The 14568-nt window shown below is 68.4% G+C and carries 15 protein-coding genes and 1 rRNA gene; 9 read left to right on the forward strand and 7 right to left on the reverse strand.

What is annotated here, in order from left to right; translation table 11 throughout:
* Positions 1–116: 116 nt before the first annotated feature.
* Entirely contained in the window at positions 117–935 is an 819-nt protein-coding gene (hisN, locus tag E1267_RS27385) for a histidinol-phosphatase (RefSeq protein WP_132336395.1), read from the forward strand.
* Here the strand turns inward: hisN and E1267_RS27390 are convergent.
* Positions 925–2625: a right-handed parallel beta-helix repeat-containing protein gene (locus E1267_RS27390; RefSeq protein WP_132336397.1), complete on the reverse strand. Its 1701-nt coding sequence runs from the start codon at positions 2623–2625 to the stop codon at positions 925–927. The genes hisN and E1267_RS27390 overlap by 11 nt on opposite strands.
* Positions 2626–2688: 63 nt before the next feature.
* Between E1267_RS27390 and E1267_RS27395 the strand changes: the two genes are divergently transcribed.
* Both E1267_RS27395 and E1267_RS27400 read left to right on the forward strand, forming a co-directional pair.
* Complete coding sequence (locus tag E1267_RS27395; RefSeq protein WP_132336399.1) at positions 2689–3531, forward strand: TetR/AcrR family transcriptional regulator; 843 nt, start codon at positions 2689–2691, stop codon at positions 3529–3531.
* Between the two features lie 87 nt (positions 3532–3618).
* Positions 3619–4659 (forward strand): DUF418 domain-containing protein, encoded by a 1041-nt coding sequence (locus tag E1267_RS27400; RefSeq protein WP_246064296.1) that lies wholly within the window; start codon positions 3619–3621, stop codon positions 4657–4659.
* Positions 4660–4692: 33 nt separating this feature from the next.
* Here the strand turns inward: E1267_RS27400 and E1267_RS27405 are convergent, their stop codons facing one another.
* From E1267_RS27405 to E1267_RS27415, 3 genes are all read right to left on the reverse strand, one after another.
* Positions 4693–5799: an IS630 family transposase gene (locus tag E1267_RS27405; RefSeq protein ID WP_132336401.1), complete on the reverse strand. Its 1107-nt coding sequence runs from the start codon at positions 5797–5799 to the stop codon at positions 4693–4695.
* 119 nt (positions 5800–5918) lie between these two features.
* Positions 5919–6707, reverse strand: a complete 789-nt coding sequence (locus tag E1267_RS27410) for a fructosamine kinase family protein (RefSeq protein ID WP_132336403.1) — start codon at positions 6705–6707, stop codon at positions 5919–5921.
* Entirely contained in the window at positions 6694–7167 is a 474-nt protein-coding gene (locus E1267_RS27415; protein ID WP_132336405.1) for a low molecular weight protein-tyrosine-phosphatase, read from the reverse strand. The genes E1267_RS27410 and E1267_RS27415 overlap by 14 nt, the downstream gene beginning before the upstream one ends.
* A 119-nt stretch (positions 7168–7286) precedes the next feature.
* Here E1267_RS27415 and pstS point away from each other — a divergent pair, with 119 nt between their 5' ends.
* Genes pstS through E1267_RS27440 form a run of 5 tightly spaced genes read left to right on the forward strand, consistent with a single transcriptional unit; the run spans position 7287 to position 11766 of the window.
* A complete protein-coding gene (gene pstS, locus E1267_RS27420) occupies positions 7287–8384 on the forward strand; it encodes a phosphate ABC transporter substrate-binding protein PstS (protein WP_132336407.1) in 1098 nt (365 codons plus the stop codon).
* Between the two features lie 6 nt (positions 8385–8390).
* On the forward strand, positions 8391–9377 hold the full coding sequence (pstC, locus tag E1267_RS27425; RefSeq protein ID WP_132336409.1) for a phosphate ABC transporter permease subunit PstC: 987 nt from the start codon (positions 8391–8393) through the stop codon (positions 9375–9377).
* Complete coding sequence (gene pstA, locus E1267_RS27430) at positions 9374–10246, forward strand: phosphate ABC transporter permease PstA (RefSeq protein WP_132336411.1); 873 nt, start codon at positions 9374–9376, stop codon at positions 10244–10246. The genes pstC and pstA overlap by 4 nt, the downstream gene beginning before the upstream one ends.
* Positions 10247–10264: 18 nt before the next feature.
* On the forward strand, positions 10265–11041 hold the full coding sequence (gene pstB, locus E1267_RS27435; protein WP_132336413.1) for a phosphate ABC transporter ATP-binding protein PstB: 777 nt from the start codon (positions 10265–10267) through the stop codon (positions 11039–11041).
* Positions 11041–11766: a response regulator transcription factor gene (locus E1267_RS27440; RefSeq protein WP_132336415.1), complete on the forward strand. Its 726-nt coding sequence runs from the start codon at positions 11041–11043 to the stop codon at positions 11764–11766. Before pstB ends, E1267_RS27440 begins: the two co-directional genes overlap by 1 nt.
* Here E1267_RS27440 and E1267_RS27445 read toward each other — a convergent pair.
* Together E1267_RS27445 and E1267_RS27450 are read right to left on the reverse strand one after the other, a co-directional pair.
* Complete coding sequence (locus E1267_RS27445) at positions 11735–12652, reverse strand: serine hydrolase (RefSeq protein ID WP_246064297.1); 918 nt, start codon at positions 12650–12652, stop codon at positions 11735–11737. The genes E1267_RS27440 and E1267_RS27445 overlap by 32 nt on opposite strands.
* A 301-nt stretch (positions 12653–12953) precedes the next feature.
* The gene (locus E1267_RS27450; protein ID WP_246064298.1) at positions 12954–13787 is read right to left on the reverse strand and encodes a phenylalanine 4-monooxygenase; all 834 of its coding nucleotides are present in this window, start codon (positions 13785–13787) and stop codon (positions 12954–12956) included.
* Between the two features lie 184 nt (positions 13788–13971).
* Between E1267_RS27450 and E1267_RS27455 the strand changes: the two genes are divergently transcribed.
* On the forward strand, positions 13972–14430 hold the full coding sequence (locus E1267_RS27455; protein ID WP_132336419.1) for an Lrp/AsnC family transcriptional regulator: 459 nt from the start codon (positions 13972–13974) through the stop codon (positions 14428–14430).
* Positions 14431–14487: 57 nt separating this feature from the next.
* Here the strand turns inward: E1267_RS27455 and rrf are convergent.
* Positions 14488–14568, reverse strand: a 5S ribosomal RNA gene (rrf, locus tag E1267_RS27460); the annotation flags it as partial.

Raw genomic sequence — 14568 nt, forward strand, 5'->3', positions numbered from 1 at the left:
GGGTGGGCAAATGGTGCGGATCGCCAGGGAAGATCAGTGACATCTCTCGACATGACGTACTTACTGCTGACAGGGAAAAGGGATACCGGTTACCAGAAAAGAGACGTTGGTGACTGATGTTCGGTATCCGACTCAGGGTAGCGTGGGCGATCGTGCAGGGTTATAACGATGATCTTCGCCTCGCGCATGTCATGGCGGACGCCGCCGATGACATGACCATGCGGCGGTTCAAGGCGGTCGACCTGAAGGTCGACACCAAGCCAGATCTGACTCCGGTCAGCGACGCCGACCGCGCGGTGGAGGAGGCCATCAGGGGCACGCTGCGCCGTGCCAGGCCCCGCGACGCCGTCGTGGGAGAGGAGTTCGGCAAGACCGGGTGGGGCGCCCGGTCGTGGATCATCGACCCCATCGACGGCACGAAGAACTACGTGCGCGGCGTGCCCGTGTGGGCGACGCTGATCGCGCTCATGGAGTACGGCGAGGTCGTCGTCGGCCTCGTGTCGGCCCCCGCGCTCGGCAGACGCTGGTGGGCGGCCACCGAGGGCGGGGCGTGGACCGGCAAGAGCCTGACCAAGGCGTCCAGGATGACCGTGTCGTCGGTCTCGACCCTGGATGACGCGTCGTTCTCCTATTCCAGCTTCAGCGGCTGGGAGAAGACGGGCCGGCTCGACAACTTCGTCGATCTCGGCCGCGCCTGCTGGCGTACAAGGGCGTACGGCGACTTCTGGTCGCACATGATGGTCGCGGAGGGCTCGGTGGACGTGTCCGCGGAGCCCGAGCTGTCACCGTGGGACATGGCGGCGCTCACCGTGATCGTCGAGGAGGCCGGCGGCGTGTGGACCGACGTGGCCGGCGTGAAGGGCCTGGAGGGCGGCAGCCTGGTCTGCACCAACGGCACCCTCCACGACGAGGTCGTCCGCAGGCTCAACGCCTAGGCCCGGCTTCGGCACGGATGCCGGCGGTTGCGGCGTTAAGCTCCCGTTCATCCTTATACGTCACATTTCCCTCATATATGACCCCGCTGGGCGGATTGTCGTGTCCGAGCGGATCCTGGTCCCAGAAGTTCCCCCGGTAGACCGCGTTCTCCAGCGGCGGTCCCACGTGGAGCACGGCCGTGTTGTCGGCCCGCAGGACGACGTTGCCCTCCACCGTCACCCACGAGGCCCCGTAGTCGGTGTAGAGCCCGAAGTTGTACGGCGTGCGCGTGTCCTCGATGACGTTCCCCTGGACGAGCGCCTGGTTGTCCGGAGAGTCGCCTTGCGGCCCCGACAGGTAGACGCCGCCCCCGTCCGCCAGCACCTCCATGGTGCCGGCCGTGAGGTTGCGCAGGATCCGGGCGCCCTGCCCTGGCCCCACGACGATCCCGCAGTGGGGCACGTGGGTGATCTCGTTGTGCGCGACGACGCAGTCACGCGTGCCCGCCACGGAGATGCCCGGCGCGCCGCTGAACTCGAGCCCGATGTGGTGCACCCGGTTGTCCTCGATCGAGGTCGCGTGGCTGCCGGAGACCTCGATGCCGGCACCCGACAGCGTGTCGAACGCGCAGCCGCGCACCGCCGGACCGGCGCCCCCGGTGACGCCCAGCCCGGACGCGCCGAGCCGGGTGAAGCGGCATCCCTCGATCTGCACGTTCTCGGTGGCGTCGAGGGCGACGCAGGCAGGGATCGTGACGTAAGCGGCGGGATACGTCACGGACGCCCCTTCCCCGATGACGGCCGTCTCGGTGCCGCCACCCTCGTAGAAGCCGGTGCCGTGGTAGTGCAGGAACCCTTCCGCGGCGCTCGGGCGCAACCAGGTCGCCTCGGCGAACACCAGGCCCTTGAACGCCACGTCGCGCGCCCCCGTGACGCTCACCAGGCGTTCGAGGACGGGCGCGACGACCCGCGTACGGGATGGGTGCTCCCCTGGAAGCGGCAGGTACAACAGCACGTGCCGCCCCGGACGCGACCGGTCGAGCACGAAGGTCCCCGGCTCGGCCAGGAAGGCGGCGTCGTTCTCGACGCGGGTCGGCAGGCCGGGACCGCTCGACGACTGCCCCTCCCACGTGGAGTTGTACAGCTCGCGCGCCCACCCGAAGGCGGGCTGCGCCATGGTGATCACCGTGGCGTCCCCGTCGAGGGAGACGTCCGCGACCCCGCAGCGGGCCTCCGTCCAGGGGTAGACGCCCCGGAAGACGAACTCGACGCCCGCGGGGCCGCGCCACCCGAGCGGCACGTCGGTCACGTAGCCGGTGGCGGTCGCGCGGGCCTCGCCGGGCAGCCCTGGGACGGCGGCCCGCTCGGCGCGGCGCCCGTCGACGTAGAGCTGGCGGGTCTCCAGGTCGCCGACCTCGGCCGCCCAGACGCCGTCGCGCTCCCGCCACCCGGTGATCGCCCGGCCGCCGCTGATCACGGGCTCCTCCTGCGCGGGGGTGCCGTAGCCGTACGCCTGGTAGACGGTCCCGGCGTCGGCCTCGGTGAGCTCGAACGGCCGCGCGAGCGTGTGAACGCCGCCCCTAAGGTGGACGACGGCGTCACCCTCGCTCTCGCGGGCCGCGGCCCTGGCGCGATCGAGGGTGGCGAAGGGGCGTTCGGCGGATCCCGGCCAGGAGTCGTCGCCGGACGGCGCCACGTGGAACTGGAACATTCGGACCACCTTTGCTGTTTATGCCGTACACGTAGTAGTACACCATAAACAAGGAGGGCGCACATGGCGAGGGGCAGGGCGGACGACCCCGACCACGCGGTCGAGCTGCTGTGGCGGACCGGCGACCCCGAGCCGCGACAGGGCCTGAGCCTGCCCAGGATCGTGCGCGCCGCCGTCGAGCTCGCCGACGCCGAGGGGCTGTCGGGCCTGTCGATGCGCAAGGTCGCCGACCGGCTCGGCTTCACGACCATGTCGCTCTACCGCCACGTGCCCGGCCGCGACCAGCTCGTCGACCTGATGCTCGACGACGTGCTCGGCGAGCATCCGCACCCCCCTGGGACGGGAGGCTGGCGGGCCCGTCTGGAGGCCGTGGCCAGGCACGCGTGGGAGATCCGCAAGCGGCACCCGTGGTTGGCCGAGGTGCGCGGGCCCCGCCACGTGCCCGGCCCCAACGGCGTCGCGCATTACGACTACATGCTGGGCACGCTGACCGGCACGGCGCTGCGCCCGTCGGAGGTCATCGCCGTCGTGGGCATGCTCGGCCGGTTCGTCGACGGGGAGGCGCTGGTCCTCGTGGAGACCCAGCGGGAGGAGCGGCGCAGCGGGGTGTCGGAGCAGGAATGGTGGGGCTCGCGCGACGGGCTCTGGGAACGCCTCGACCACTATCCGGCGATCTCCGGCCTGTGGGCCGCGGGCGGCTGGGACGACTTGGAGGACTCCTTCGACTTCGGCCTGCGCCGGCTGCTCGACGGTGTCGAAGTCCTCATCCGCCGGCGTGAGGAAATGCGTGACGAAACGTGCGGGGAATGCGGCGGCCCGTTGGAGCCGGCTCCGTCCGGCCGGCCCCGCGTCTACTGCTCACGCGCCTGCCAGCAGCGCGCCTACCGCCGGCGCAGGAACGGCTAGTGGGGTGACCACAAACGTTGGCCGGGTCGTGGTCACGTTGCTTGGGTGGCCGGGCGTTCGCGGGAGCAACCGGCCGAAAGTACGATCTTGGACGGCTGCACGGCACTTTCGGCCCATGCCGCTGTTGGGCACGGCTCCGCAGAATTGGGCTTCATGTCAGAGAGAAGACGGCGTATCGACGCGCTTGATGTGATCCGCGGATTCGCGCTCTGTGGGATCTTGCTGGCTAATGTTGGGCCGATTTCCAACATCAGCGGCAAGATCGTGCCGCCCGGGGCGAGCGACTGGATGGGGTACGTCGTTGATCATCGGTTCTTCCCCGTCTTTGCCGTTCTGTTCGGCGTGGGGTTCGCGCTGCTGCTGGAGTCGGCCGAGGGCCGTACGGCGAGTCCGCGGCTGCTCCTGGTGCGCAGGCTGCTCGTGCTGCTCGTGATCGGCCTCCTGCACATGTTCCTGATCTGGCCGGGTGACGTGCTCGCCATCTACGCGGCCTCCGGGCTGGTGTTCCTGCTGCCGTCGACCTGGCTGCCGCGGTGGGCGGTCGCGGTCCTCGCCGTTGTGGTCCTTGTGGCGTCCCTGTTCCTCACCAACGGCTACCTGCTCGCCCCCGGCCTGCTGCTGGCGGGCGCTGCCCTGGTCAGATATGGCGTGATCGACCGGATCGAGCAGTCCGCGAAGGGACCGGTCATCACGGGGGTGCTGCTCGCGGTGGCCGCGGCACCGACGCTGGCGCTGCAAATCGTCCTGCAGATGAACAATCCCGACGGCAGGGCCGCCGGGGTCATGACGGCGGTCGCCGGTATGTTGATCGGCGGGGTATACGTGTGCGTGCTGCTACTCCTGCTCAGGACGCCGCTGCGGGCGGCGCTGCACGCACTCTTTGCGCCGCTGGGGAAGATGGCGCTGACGAACTACCTCACCGCTTCGATTCTGGTGCTGGCCATGGCGCACCTGCACGGCCGCCCGCAGGACTGGACCCAGCCCGTGCTCCTGGCCGTCGTGATCGGGGTCCTCGCCGCGCAGTGGCTGTTTTCCACGCTGTGGCTGCGCCGTTACCGGTTCGGTCCGCTGGAATGGCTGTGGCGCTGGGCCACGCGGGGCCGCCGCCCGGCCCTCCAGCACGCATAGGGGGTGGCCGCGAACGTTGGCCGGGTCGGGTGATCATGCTGCTCGGGTGGCCGGTCGTCCCCAGCGGCGTTGTTTCTCGCTGCGGATGCGGGCACGTTCGCGGCGTTGGGCGGCCAGGACATCGGGGTGGCGGGCGTTGGCGTTGCGCCAGCGGAGGTAGGCCTGGAGTTTGCGGGTCTGCACAGTGTGGTTGGGATGGTCGGAGTTGCTCATCACGAAGGTGCGCAGCGGCCCGAACTGCGCCTCGATCGGGTTGGCCCACGAGGCGCTGGTCGGTGTGAAGCACAGGTCGACCTTGTTCTTGGCGGCCCAGAGGCGGATGGCGGGGGTCTTGTTGGCCGACAGGTTGTCCAGGATGACGTAGATCGGCGCGCCGTCGGGGCGGGCCGACCTGATCGTCTTGAGCGCGGCGAGTGTGTTGGCGCCGCTCTTGCGTTCCCGGTTGACGCCCCATAGCTGGTCATCGCCCAGGCTGTAGCAGCCGTGGAAGTAGCGCACGCCGTGGGTGCGCGTGTAGGTGGCCGGCTGGCCCTGCTGCGCCCAGCCGGAGCCGGGCTGAGGCCGGATCGACAGCGGCCCGAACTGGTCGAAGGCGAAGCACCGCTGCGGGAAGCAGGTGGTGACGTCCTCGATCCGGTCCAGCTTGGCATCGCGGTCAGGATCGGTCGACTCCTTCCAGGTCCGGGTGCGCTGAAAAGAGATCTTGTGCGCGCGTAAGTACTGCCGCAGCCGCTCACGCCCGACCGCCACGCTCCGGATGGGGTTGTCGGCCAGGTAACTGGCCAATTTGCGGATGCTCCAGCAGGTGAAGGGACGGCCCAGCTTCTCTGGGCGAGTCGTGGCCGTCGCGACGATGAAGTCCTCATCGTCGCTAGTGATGCGGCGGGGACGGCCACCCGCCCAGTTAGGGTCCAGCGCAGGCAACCCCCGGTCGTTGAAGGCATGGATCACATCACGCACGGTGTCCTCGTCGGCCGCCACCAACTGCGCGATCGCCGCAACCGGCGTCCCGCTGGCCGAGGCCATGATGATCAACGCTCTCCGGACCCGGATCGAATCATGCCTGCCACGCCGGACCAGCCGCTGCAGGGTCTGCCCTTCATGATCGGACAACCGCCGCGCCCGCACAGGCTCGGCCATGCAGGTCCTCCCTCCTGTCGCGATCGTGCATGCCGATACGACAGTGGAGGACAACCCAGCGAAACCTGTGCAAGCCGTACGGCGTGTTCCCGACCCGGTGAACCTAAGTGGTCACCCCACTAGAGAGCCAGCACCCTCCGCACCGCGTCCATCAGGGCCTCCCGGTAGCCGGCCCCGAACAACACCACGTGCACGAGCAGCGGATGCAACTGGTGCAGCGGCACCCGCTCCCGCCACCCCTCCGCGAGCGGCCACTCCTCGCGGTAGGCGCCCAGCACCCGGTCGAGGTAGGGCAGCCCGAACAGAGCGAGCATCGCCAGATCGCTCTCCCTGTGCCCGCCGTGGGCGGCCGGATCGATCAGCACGCCGGACCCGCCCGACCACAACACGTTGCCGCTCCACAGATCACCGTGGATGCGCGCGGGCGGCTCGGCCGGACCCGCCACCTCGGCGAACCGGTCCGCCGCCCGTTCGACCAGGGACGCCTCCCGCGCCGGAAGCCCGGCCCCCTCCAGGAACGGAACCACGCGCCGCGAGGCGTAGAAGGACGGCCAGTCGGCGGCGGGCGCGTTGTCCATCGGCAACTCGGCGATGAACCCCGGCCAGGGCGCGCCGAAACCGTCCGCCCCCTCGCGGTGCAGCCGGGCCAGCGCGCGACCGAAACGCTCGGCCGCCGCGGCGCCGGGCGGCTCCTGCCGTATCCATGACAATACGAGCCGGTCGGGCCCGGCCTCGATCACCTCGGGCACCTCGATCGCCTCGCCCAGCCAGCGCAGCCCGGCGGCCTCGGAGGCGAAGAGCTCGGCGTGACCCCGGCCGCTCTTCACGAACACCTCGCGCCCGTCGTCCAGCACGCCACGGTGGAGCCGCCGGCCGTGCGACGAGCCGAGGTCGTCAGTCAATCTCATCGGCTATGTGCTTGGCCACGCCCTCGGATGCCGCCTTGACCAGTGACAGCACCTCCTCGAACCCCTCGGGGCCCCCGTAGTAAGGATCCGGCACCTCCGCCCCCTCCGGCGCGGAAGGGTCGAACGACCGGAACAGCCGCACCTCCACCTCGTACGGAGCCACCCGCCGTAGATTGGACAGGTTGTCCCGATCCATGGCCAAAACAAGGTCATACCGGGCGAACCAGTCGCTCGCGAACTGCCGGGCCCGGTGTGACGAGCCGTCGTAACCGTGCCGGGCCAGGATGTCGAGCGCCCGCTCGTCCATGGGATCGCCCACGTGCCACCGACCGGTCCCGGCGCTCTCGACGGTGACCCGGTCGCCCAGCCCGCGCTCGGCGAGCGTCCGGCGCAGCACCACCTCCGCCATCGGCGAGCGGCAGATGTTGCCCATGCACACGAGGCATACGCGATAAGTCATAGCTCCCATCATGAGGGTGACCTGGTGCGTTCACCGAACGTTCACCCTCGTTAGGGGTCTGAGTCACCTTCGCTGCATAGCTTCATGGCGACTGAGGACCAAGTGGGAGGAACCCAACCGTGAAGTATGCAGGCCGGCTCGCCGCCGTCGCCTTCGTCGGCGCGCTCTCGCTCGCTGCGTGCGGCACAGACAACAACACCGGGGCCACCGGCGCCACCGCCGCCACCGAGGCCGCGGCAGACAGCGGTCTGAGCGGCACGATCAACGCCGCGGGCTCCTCTGCCCAGGCCAACGCGATCGACCAGTGGAAGAAGGACTTCCAGGCCAAGAACTCCGGGGTGAGCATCAACTACCAGCCCAGCGGCTCGGGTGCGGGCATCCAGGCGTTTATCCAGGGCACGGTCGCGCTGGCAGGTTCCGACTCGGCTCTGAAGGACGACGAGCCCGCCAAGGCCGACGCCCGGTGCAAGACCGGCAAGGCCATCAACATCCCCATGGTGACCGGCCCCGTCGCGGTCGTGTACAACCTGCCCGGCGTCGAAGGGGTGCAACTGTCCCCCAAGACGCTCGGCGGCATCTTCAACAGCAAGATCACCAAGTGGGACGACCCGGCCATCAAGGCCGACAACCCCGGCGCCACACTGCCGTCCACGCCGATCCAGGCCTTCCACCGGGCCGACGAGTCGGGCACCAGCGACAACTTCACCAAGTTCCTCGAGGCCACCGCCGACTGGCCGTACGAGGCCGCCAAGGCATGGCCCGCCGAGGCGAAGGGCCAGGGCGCCAAGGGCTCCGACGGCATCGCCTCCTCGGTCAAGGACACCGAGGGCGCGATCAGCTACGTCGAGATGTCGTACGCCGACAACTCCGAGCTCCAGAAGGCCAAGGTCGCCAACGGCTCCGGCGAGTTCGTCGAGCTGACTCCCGAGAGCGCGGCCAAGACCGTCGAGACCGCCGAGGTCAAGGGCACCGGCAACGACCTCGCCCTGTCGATCGACTACGCCACCAAGACGCCGGGCGCCTACCCGATCGTCCTGGTGACGTACGAGATCACCTGCGAGAAGGGCCTGTCGGCCGAGGAGTCGAAGCTGGTCAAGGAGTTCCTCACCTACACCGCCAGCGACGAGGGCCAGGCGTCGCTGAAGGAACTGGGCTACGCCCCGTTGTCGGGTGAGCTGCTCACCAAGGTCCGCACCGCTGTCGAGGCGATCTCCTAACAGCTCATGACCACCGAAACGGAAACGGAAACCCGTGAAGGCGGACCGGCCACGAGCCGGTCCGCCTCTCGGCGCAGCCATGGTGAAGGGCCCTTCCGCTACCTGTCCACCGGAGCCGGCATCGTCATGCTGGGGATCATGGCGGCCATCGCCGTCTTCCTCATCAGCGAGGCGATCCCGGCGCTGCAGGCCAACAAGGGCAACTTCCTCACCGAACTGACGTGGGACCCGAACAGCAGCCAGGTGTTCGGCATCGGCGCGCTGGCGTTCGGCACCGTGCTCAGCTCGGCACTCGCACTCGTCATCGCCACGCCCATCGCGGTGGGCGTGGCGCTGTTCATCTCCCACTACGCGCCGCGCCGCCTGGCCGGACCGCTCGGCTACCTCATCGACCTGCTCGCCGCGGTGCCCAGCGTGATCTACGGCCTGTGGGGCGTGGCCTTCCTGGTGCCGCTGCTCAGGGAGCCGTCGCAGTGGCTCAACGACCACCTCGGCTGGTTCCCCCTGTTCGCCGGTGAGGGCGCCATCGGCGGCAAGACCATGCTCGCCGGTGGCATCGTACTCGCGATCATGATCCTGCCGATCATCGCGGCCATCTCCCGCGAGGTGTTCCTGCAGGTCCCCAAGATGAACGAAGAGGCCGCGCTGGCCCTCGGCGCGACCCGCTGGGAGATGATCCGCATGGCGGTGCTGCCGTTCGGCCGCCCCGGCGTGGTCAGTGCCGCGATGCTCGGCCTCGGCCGGGCGATGGGCGAGACGATCGCGGTCGCGCTGATCTTCCCGGCGACGTTCGGCATCAGCCTGCAGATCCTCACCCCGCAGGGCAACAGCATCGCCGCCAACATCGCCAACGGGTTCGGCGAGGCCGGCGACATCGGCCGCGGCGCGCTCATCGCCTCCGGCCTGGTGTTGTTCATCATCACCCTGCTCGTCAACATAGCCGCCCGCATGATCATCAACCGGCGCAAAGAGCTCATGAAGGCCGACACATGACCACCATCCAGCACATCTCGACCGGCCGCCGGATCAAGGACCGCATCGTCCAGGGGCTGGTCTATCTGGCGTTCGCGCTGGCCGTGGTGCCGCTCGTGTCCGTGCTCTGGCTGGTGATCAGCAACGGCCTGGCGCGCTTCGACCTGACGTTCCTCACCCATTCGATGCGCGGCATCGGCGCGCGCGACGTGGGCGGCGGCGCCTACCACGCCATCATCGGCACCCTGGAACAGGTCCTGCTCTCCTCTCTCATCTCCGTCCCCATCGGGCTGCTCACCGCGATCTACCTCGTCGAGTACGGCAACGGCGGCCGCCTGAGCCGGGCCATCAGCTTCTTCGTCGACGTCATGACCGGCATCCCCTCGGTGGTCGCCGGCCTGTTCGTGCTGGCCTTCTGGATCCTGTTCCTCGGCATGCCCTACTCCGGCTTCGCCGGCGCGATGGCGCTGTCGATCCTCATGATGCCGACCGTGGTCAGATCGGCCGAGGAAATGCTCCGACTGGTGCCCGACGACCTGCGCGAGGCGTCGTACGCGCTGGGCGTGGCCAAGTGGCGCACGATCCTCAAGGTCGTGCTGCCGACTGCGTTCACCGGCATCGTGACGGGCGTCATGCTGGCCGTCGCCAGGGTCGCGGGCGAGACGGCGCCGCTGCTCCTGACGGTGTTCTTCACCGACTCCATCAACAACGACCCGTTCACCGGACCGCAGATGGGCCTGCCTCTCTACGTCTTCGACCAGGCGGCGCGTCCCAACGACACCGCTATCGACCGGGCGTGGACCGGCGCGCTCACACTCATCCTGATCGTCATGCTGCTCAACCTGGTGGCGCGTCTGATCGCCTGGTGGCGTTCACCCGCCAGGCGCTGATAGGGGGTAACCGCAGATATGTCCAAGCAGATTCAGGTCTCGGGCCTCGATGCGTACTACGGGTCGCACAAAGCGATCGAGGACGTGTCGATGACCATCGAACCGCGCTCGATCACCGCGTTCATCGGCCCGTCCGGGTGCGGCAAGTCGACGTTCCTGCGCACGCTCAACCGGATGCACGAAGTGATCCCCGGCGCTCGCGTCGAGGGCAAGGTCCTGCTCGACGGCGACGACCTCTACAGCAACAACATCGAGCCCGTTACCGTACGCCGGATGATCGGCATGGTCTTCCAGCGCCCCAACCCGTTCCCCACGATGTCGATCTACGACAACGTCGCCGCCGGCCTCCGGCTCAACGGCCGCGTCAGCAAGGCGCAGCTCGACGACACCGTGGAGGAGTCGCTCAAGGGCGCCAACCTCTGGAACGAGGTCAAGGACCGCCTGAGCAAACCCGGCGCGGGACTGTCCGGCGGGCAGCAGCAGCGGCTCTGCATCGCGCGGGCCATCGCCGTCAAACCGCAGGTGCTGCTGATGGACGAGCCCTGCTCGGCGCTCGACCCCATCTCGACGCTGGCCATCGAAGACCTGATGGCCAAGCTGAAGGACGAGTACACCATCGTCATCGTCACCCACAACATGCAGCAGGCCGCCAGGGTCAGCGACAGGACCGCCTTCTTCAACCTTGCCGAGCAGGGCAAGCCCGGCAAGGTCATCGAGATGGACGAAACGTCCCGCATGTTCACCAACCCGTCCCAGAAGGCCACCGAGGACTACATCACGGGACGCTTCGGTTGATGACCCGACAGCAGACGGCACCCACGATGAACGGGGACACGAGGACCAAACCCGTACTACTTATCGCCGATCCTGACGGCTCCGTCGTGGACGCCCTGGCCGCCGCCCTCGAACGTGAGGGCGTGGCCGTCACGGGCGCGCCCGACGGCGCTCAGGGGCTGCTGCAGGCAGGTGCCCTGCAGCCCGACGTCGTGCTCGTCGCTGCCACGCTGCCGGTCATCGACGCCGTGGACTTCGTCCGCGCGGTACGCCTCGCGCGGGCCGTGCCCGTGCTGCTCGGCGTCGGGGAGGGCCACGCCGAGCAGGCCGTACGCGCTCTCGCGGCAGGCGCGGCCGCCTGCGTGGCCAGGCCCTACCGGGTGCCCGAACTGCTGCCGTTCATCCAGGCGGCCTCCCCCGAGTCGCGCAAGGTGCTGGCGGTGGGCGGGGTCGAGCTGGACGTACAGGCCTACCAGGTGCGCGTGGGCGGACGTACCGTGCACCTGCCTCTGCGGGAGTTCGAGCTGCTGCAGTATCTGATGCGCAACGCCGACCGTACGGTCACCCGCGAGCAGATCATGCGTCACGTGTGGAACGCCACGGCGACCACGTCGACGAACACGATCGCGGTGCACGTCAAACGGCTGCGCGCGCGGCTGGGCGACGAGGACGACCAGCTCATCCAGACCGTACGCGGCGTGGGCTACCGGCTCGTCACTCCGAGCATCTCCGGAAATCCCGCATGATGCGCTCGGCGACGCCTTCGACGGTCTCGATGCCCTGGCCCACCTCCGGGCTACCCTCGGTGAGCACGGCAACGGCGTAGTCGCGGCCGTCGCCCCTGATCAGCCCCACGCTGATCATGGCCCAGCGCTTGTCCGAGACGCGCCTGAGCCAGCCGTTCTTCAACGCCGCGCGCTCGCCCTTGCACGTCGCGGCGCTGATCCCCCAGTCCTGCCCGTCGACGACCCGGCCCATGAGGTCGAGCACCTTCTCACGGTCCTCGGCCCTCAGAGGGCTCTTACCGGACACCAACGCCTGCATGAGGCGGATCTGGTCCTCCACGGACGTTCTGGTGATTGCCCAGCAATACAGATCGACGCATTCCCCCGGTACGCCCTGCGTATGCCTCAGCCCCAGCTTCTTCCCCGCCCTGGTGAACCCGGCCGCCCCGCCGATGCTCAACCACAGCCGGTCCGCGGCGTGGTTGTCGCTGTAGCGGATCATCAGGTCGGCGTCGTGCCTGACGGCCGCGGGCAGCTGCTTCCACGGAGTGTCGAGCAGCAGCGCCATGAGGATCTGGACCTTGGCGGTGCTCGCCGTGATCAACCGCTCGCGGGGGTGATAACGGTAGACCCGCCCGGTCTGCAGTTCCTTGACCATGGCCGCGACCGGCCCAGAGCGTCCCCGCAGGTAACGGTCGAGCCTTTCGGTGATCTTGCCGGCGGGGATCGGGGGTAGGCTCGCCTCGCGCGGGCGCTGCTCCAACCGCCGCCGCTGCGACCGGCGCACCTCGTACGACGTGGTCACGTCCAGCACGGCGGGCTCCGCGGCGCGGATCGTCGTGGGCACGAGACGAGGCATCGACACCAACGGCAGGAGCAGGGCAAGGACGATGGCCAGTCGTGACATCGCCCTCACCCCAAGCGCGATCATCCGAGCATTATCACGACATTTCACGACCTACCGCTAGGTCCTGCCCGGAGTCAAGATCAAGTCAGCGTCCCGGTAGACCTACACGCGCAAAGCCCGCAGACCCGCCACGACAGCGCCGCAAAAGCTCGTCACCCAGAAACGCACACCCCGCACCCGCCACAGACGAGCGACACCGGCACCGGCAGCGACCACCCCGGCAATCACCCCCTGGTGATCAGCCACGCCGACGAGCAACCAGTGCGGTGAGCTTGATTCGGCGATCAAGCAATCCGATGCGTCAGAAGACGCGAGCGGCGACCAACTTTGCGATGGAATCGTCGTCACAGGTGGCCCAGAAATCGCCGACGACATCCTCCAGGTGCTGGACCGACTCGGCCCGGAACAACACATCCTGATATTTCGTGATGTCGTACTGCGTCGTGCCCATGGCGGACAGATTCAGCGGCCTGATGTCCATGCCGCGGAACTCCTCGATCTCCCCGTACGACGACAAGATCCCAGCCCCGTACGCCTTGAGCTCGCCAGCCTCCCGCATGACCCCGAACTCCATCGTGAACCAGAACACCTTCGACACGAACTCCAGCGCCTCCTCCCCTTCGACGCGCCGTGCGGCCTGGCCCGCCAGGCGGTAGAGGGCGGCGTACCGGGAGTTGGCGAGCGCGTTCGCGTGCCCGATCACCTCGTGGATGACGTCGGGCTCCGGCGTGTAGAACGGCACGGAGTGATGCCGGATGTACTGCGTCGAGTGGAAGTACCCGTCCGCGAGCACGCCGTAGAAGTCCCGCAGCGGCACCAGACCGGCCGCCGGCAGATAGCGGAAGCCGGTCAGCGGCTCCAGCAACTGCGAGACCTCCTCCAGCTGAGGGATCCTGTCCTGAGGCAGACCCAGCCTGGCGGCGCCGTCGAGATATTCCGCCGTGGCGTACTTCGCGTGCTTGATCCCCAGCTCTCTGGTGACCGTCGCCCACACCTCGTGCTCCTGCTCGGTGTACTCCGCGACCGGAATGGGCGTCCCCGGCCGGTAGTTGACCGCCAACCCGGCGATGGCGTTGCGCCGTGTCCGGTACACCGGATCCGCGAACCCCGGGTGCGAAGCGGACAACTCGACCACCACGGAACCATCCGCTTGAGCCTCGACTGGGGCGAAATACTGAGCTTCCTCAAACATGCCCCACATGACAACAAGTCCCGCTTTCGCTGGCAAGAGCGACCAGCTTGGCTGAGCGATACGCTAGCTCCCGCATGCCAGATCACCCGATTCCTGGTCGAATCGCACAGTCGCGGAGGATGCCCTCGTGGACGATCTAGACGCCCGCCTGCTCGTGACCATGCGAGCCAACCCACGCATCGGCCTGACCGAGCTCGCCCGCCTGCTCGGGGTGGCAAGGGGCACGGTCCAGGCTCGGGTGGAGAAACTGACCGCCAGAGGCGTCATCGAGGACTTCGGCCCCACCGTCTCACCGACGGAAGCCGGCTATCCGATCCTGGCGTTCGTCTGGCTGCAGATCGCGCAGGGGCGCCTGGAGGAGGCGGTGGAGGCGCTACGCGCCGTGCCCCACATCCTGGAAGTGCACGGGACGAGCGGACAACACGACCTGCTGTGCCGGGTTGTCGCCAGGACCACGGAACACCTCCAGGAAATCATCGCCCACATCCTGACGTCCCCCGCCGTGCAACGCACCGACTCCACCATCGCCCTGTCCACCCAGATCCCCCACCGGATCGAACCGCTGCTGGCAGACGCCGTCACCTGACCACCGAAACAAAAAAAGGGGCTCCACGCCTCAAGCGTGGAGCCCCTACAAAAAATTGTCCGGCGGCGACCTACTCTCCCACACCCTCCCGAGTGCAGTACCATCGGCGCAGAGAAGCTTAACTTCCGGGTTCGGAAT

Source organism: Nonomuraea longispora, assembly GCF_004348345.1.
Lineage (GTDB): Bacteria > Actinomycetota > Actinomycetes > Streptosporangiales > Streptosporangiaceae > Nonomuraea > Nonomuraea longispora.

What these genes read in the sequence shown, in the direction of transcription:
- E1267_RS27390 (WP_132336397.1), bottom strand. Translation starts at nt 2,625, where the DNA reads ATGTTCCAGTTCCACGTGGCGCCGTCCGGCGACGACTCCTGGCCGGGA.
- hisN (WP_132336395.1), top strand. Translation starts at nt 117, where the DNA reads ATGTTCGGTATCCGACTCAGGGTAGCGTGGGCGATCGTGCAGGGTTAT.
- pstB (WP_132336413.1), top strand. Translation starts at nt 10,265, where the DNA reads ATGTCCAAGCAGATTCAGGTCTCGGGCCTCGATGCGTACTACGGGTCG.
- pstA (WP_132336411.1), top strand. Translation starts at nt 9,374, where the DNA reads ATGACCACCATCCAGCACATCTCGACCGGCCGCCGGATCAAGGACCGC.
- E1267_RS27405 (WP_132336401.1), bottom strand. Translation starts at nt 5,799, where the DNA reads ATGGCCGAGCCTGTGCGGGCGCGGCGGTTGTCCGATCATGAAGGGCAG.
- E1267_RS27410 (WP_132336403.1), bottom strand. Translation starts at nt 6,707, where the DNA reads ATGAGATTGACTGACGACCTCGGCTCGTCGCACGGCCGGCGGCTCCAC.
- pstC (WP_132336409.1), top strand. Translation starts at nt 8,391, where the DNA reads ATGACCACCGAAACGGAAACGGAAACCCGTGAAGGCGGACCGGCCACG.
- E1267_RS27395 (WP_132336399.1), top strand. Translation starts at nt 2,689, where the DNA reads ATGGCGAGGGGCAGGGCGGACGACCCCGACCACGCGGTCGAGCTGCTG.
- E1267_RS27440 (WP_132336415.1), top strand. Translation starts at nt 11,041, where the DNA reads ATGACCCGACAGCAGACGGCACCCACGATGAACGGGGACACGAGGACC.
- E1267_RS27445 (WP_246064297.1), bottom strand. Translation starts at nt 12,652, where the DNA reads ATGTCACGACTGGCCATCGTCCTTGCCCTGCTCCTGCCGTTGGTGTCG.
- E1267_RS27415 (WP_132336405.1), bottom strand. Translation starts at nt 7,167, where the DNA reads ATGACTTATCGCGTATGCCTCGTGTGCATGGGCAACATCTGCCGCTCG.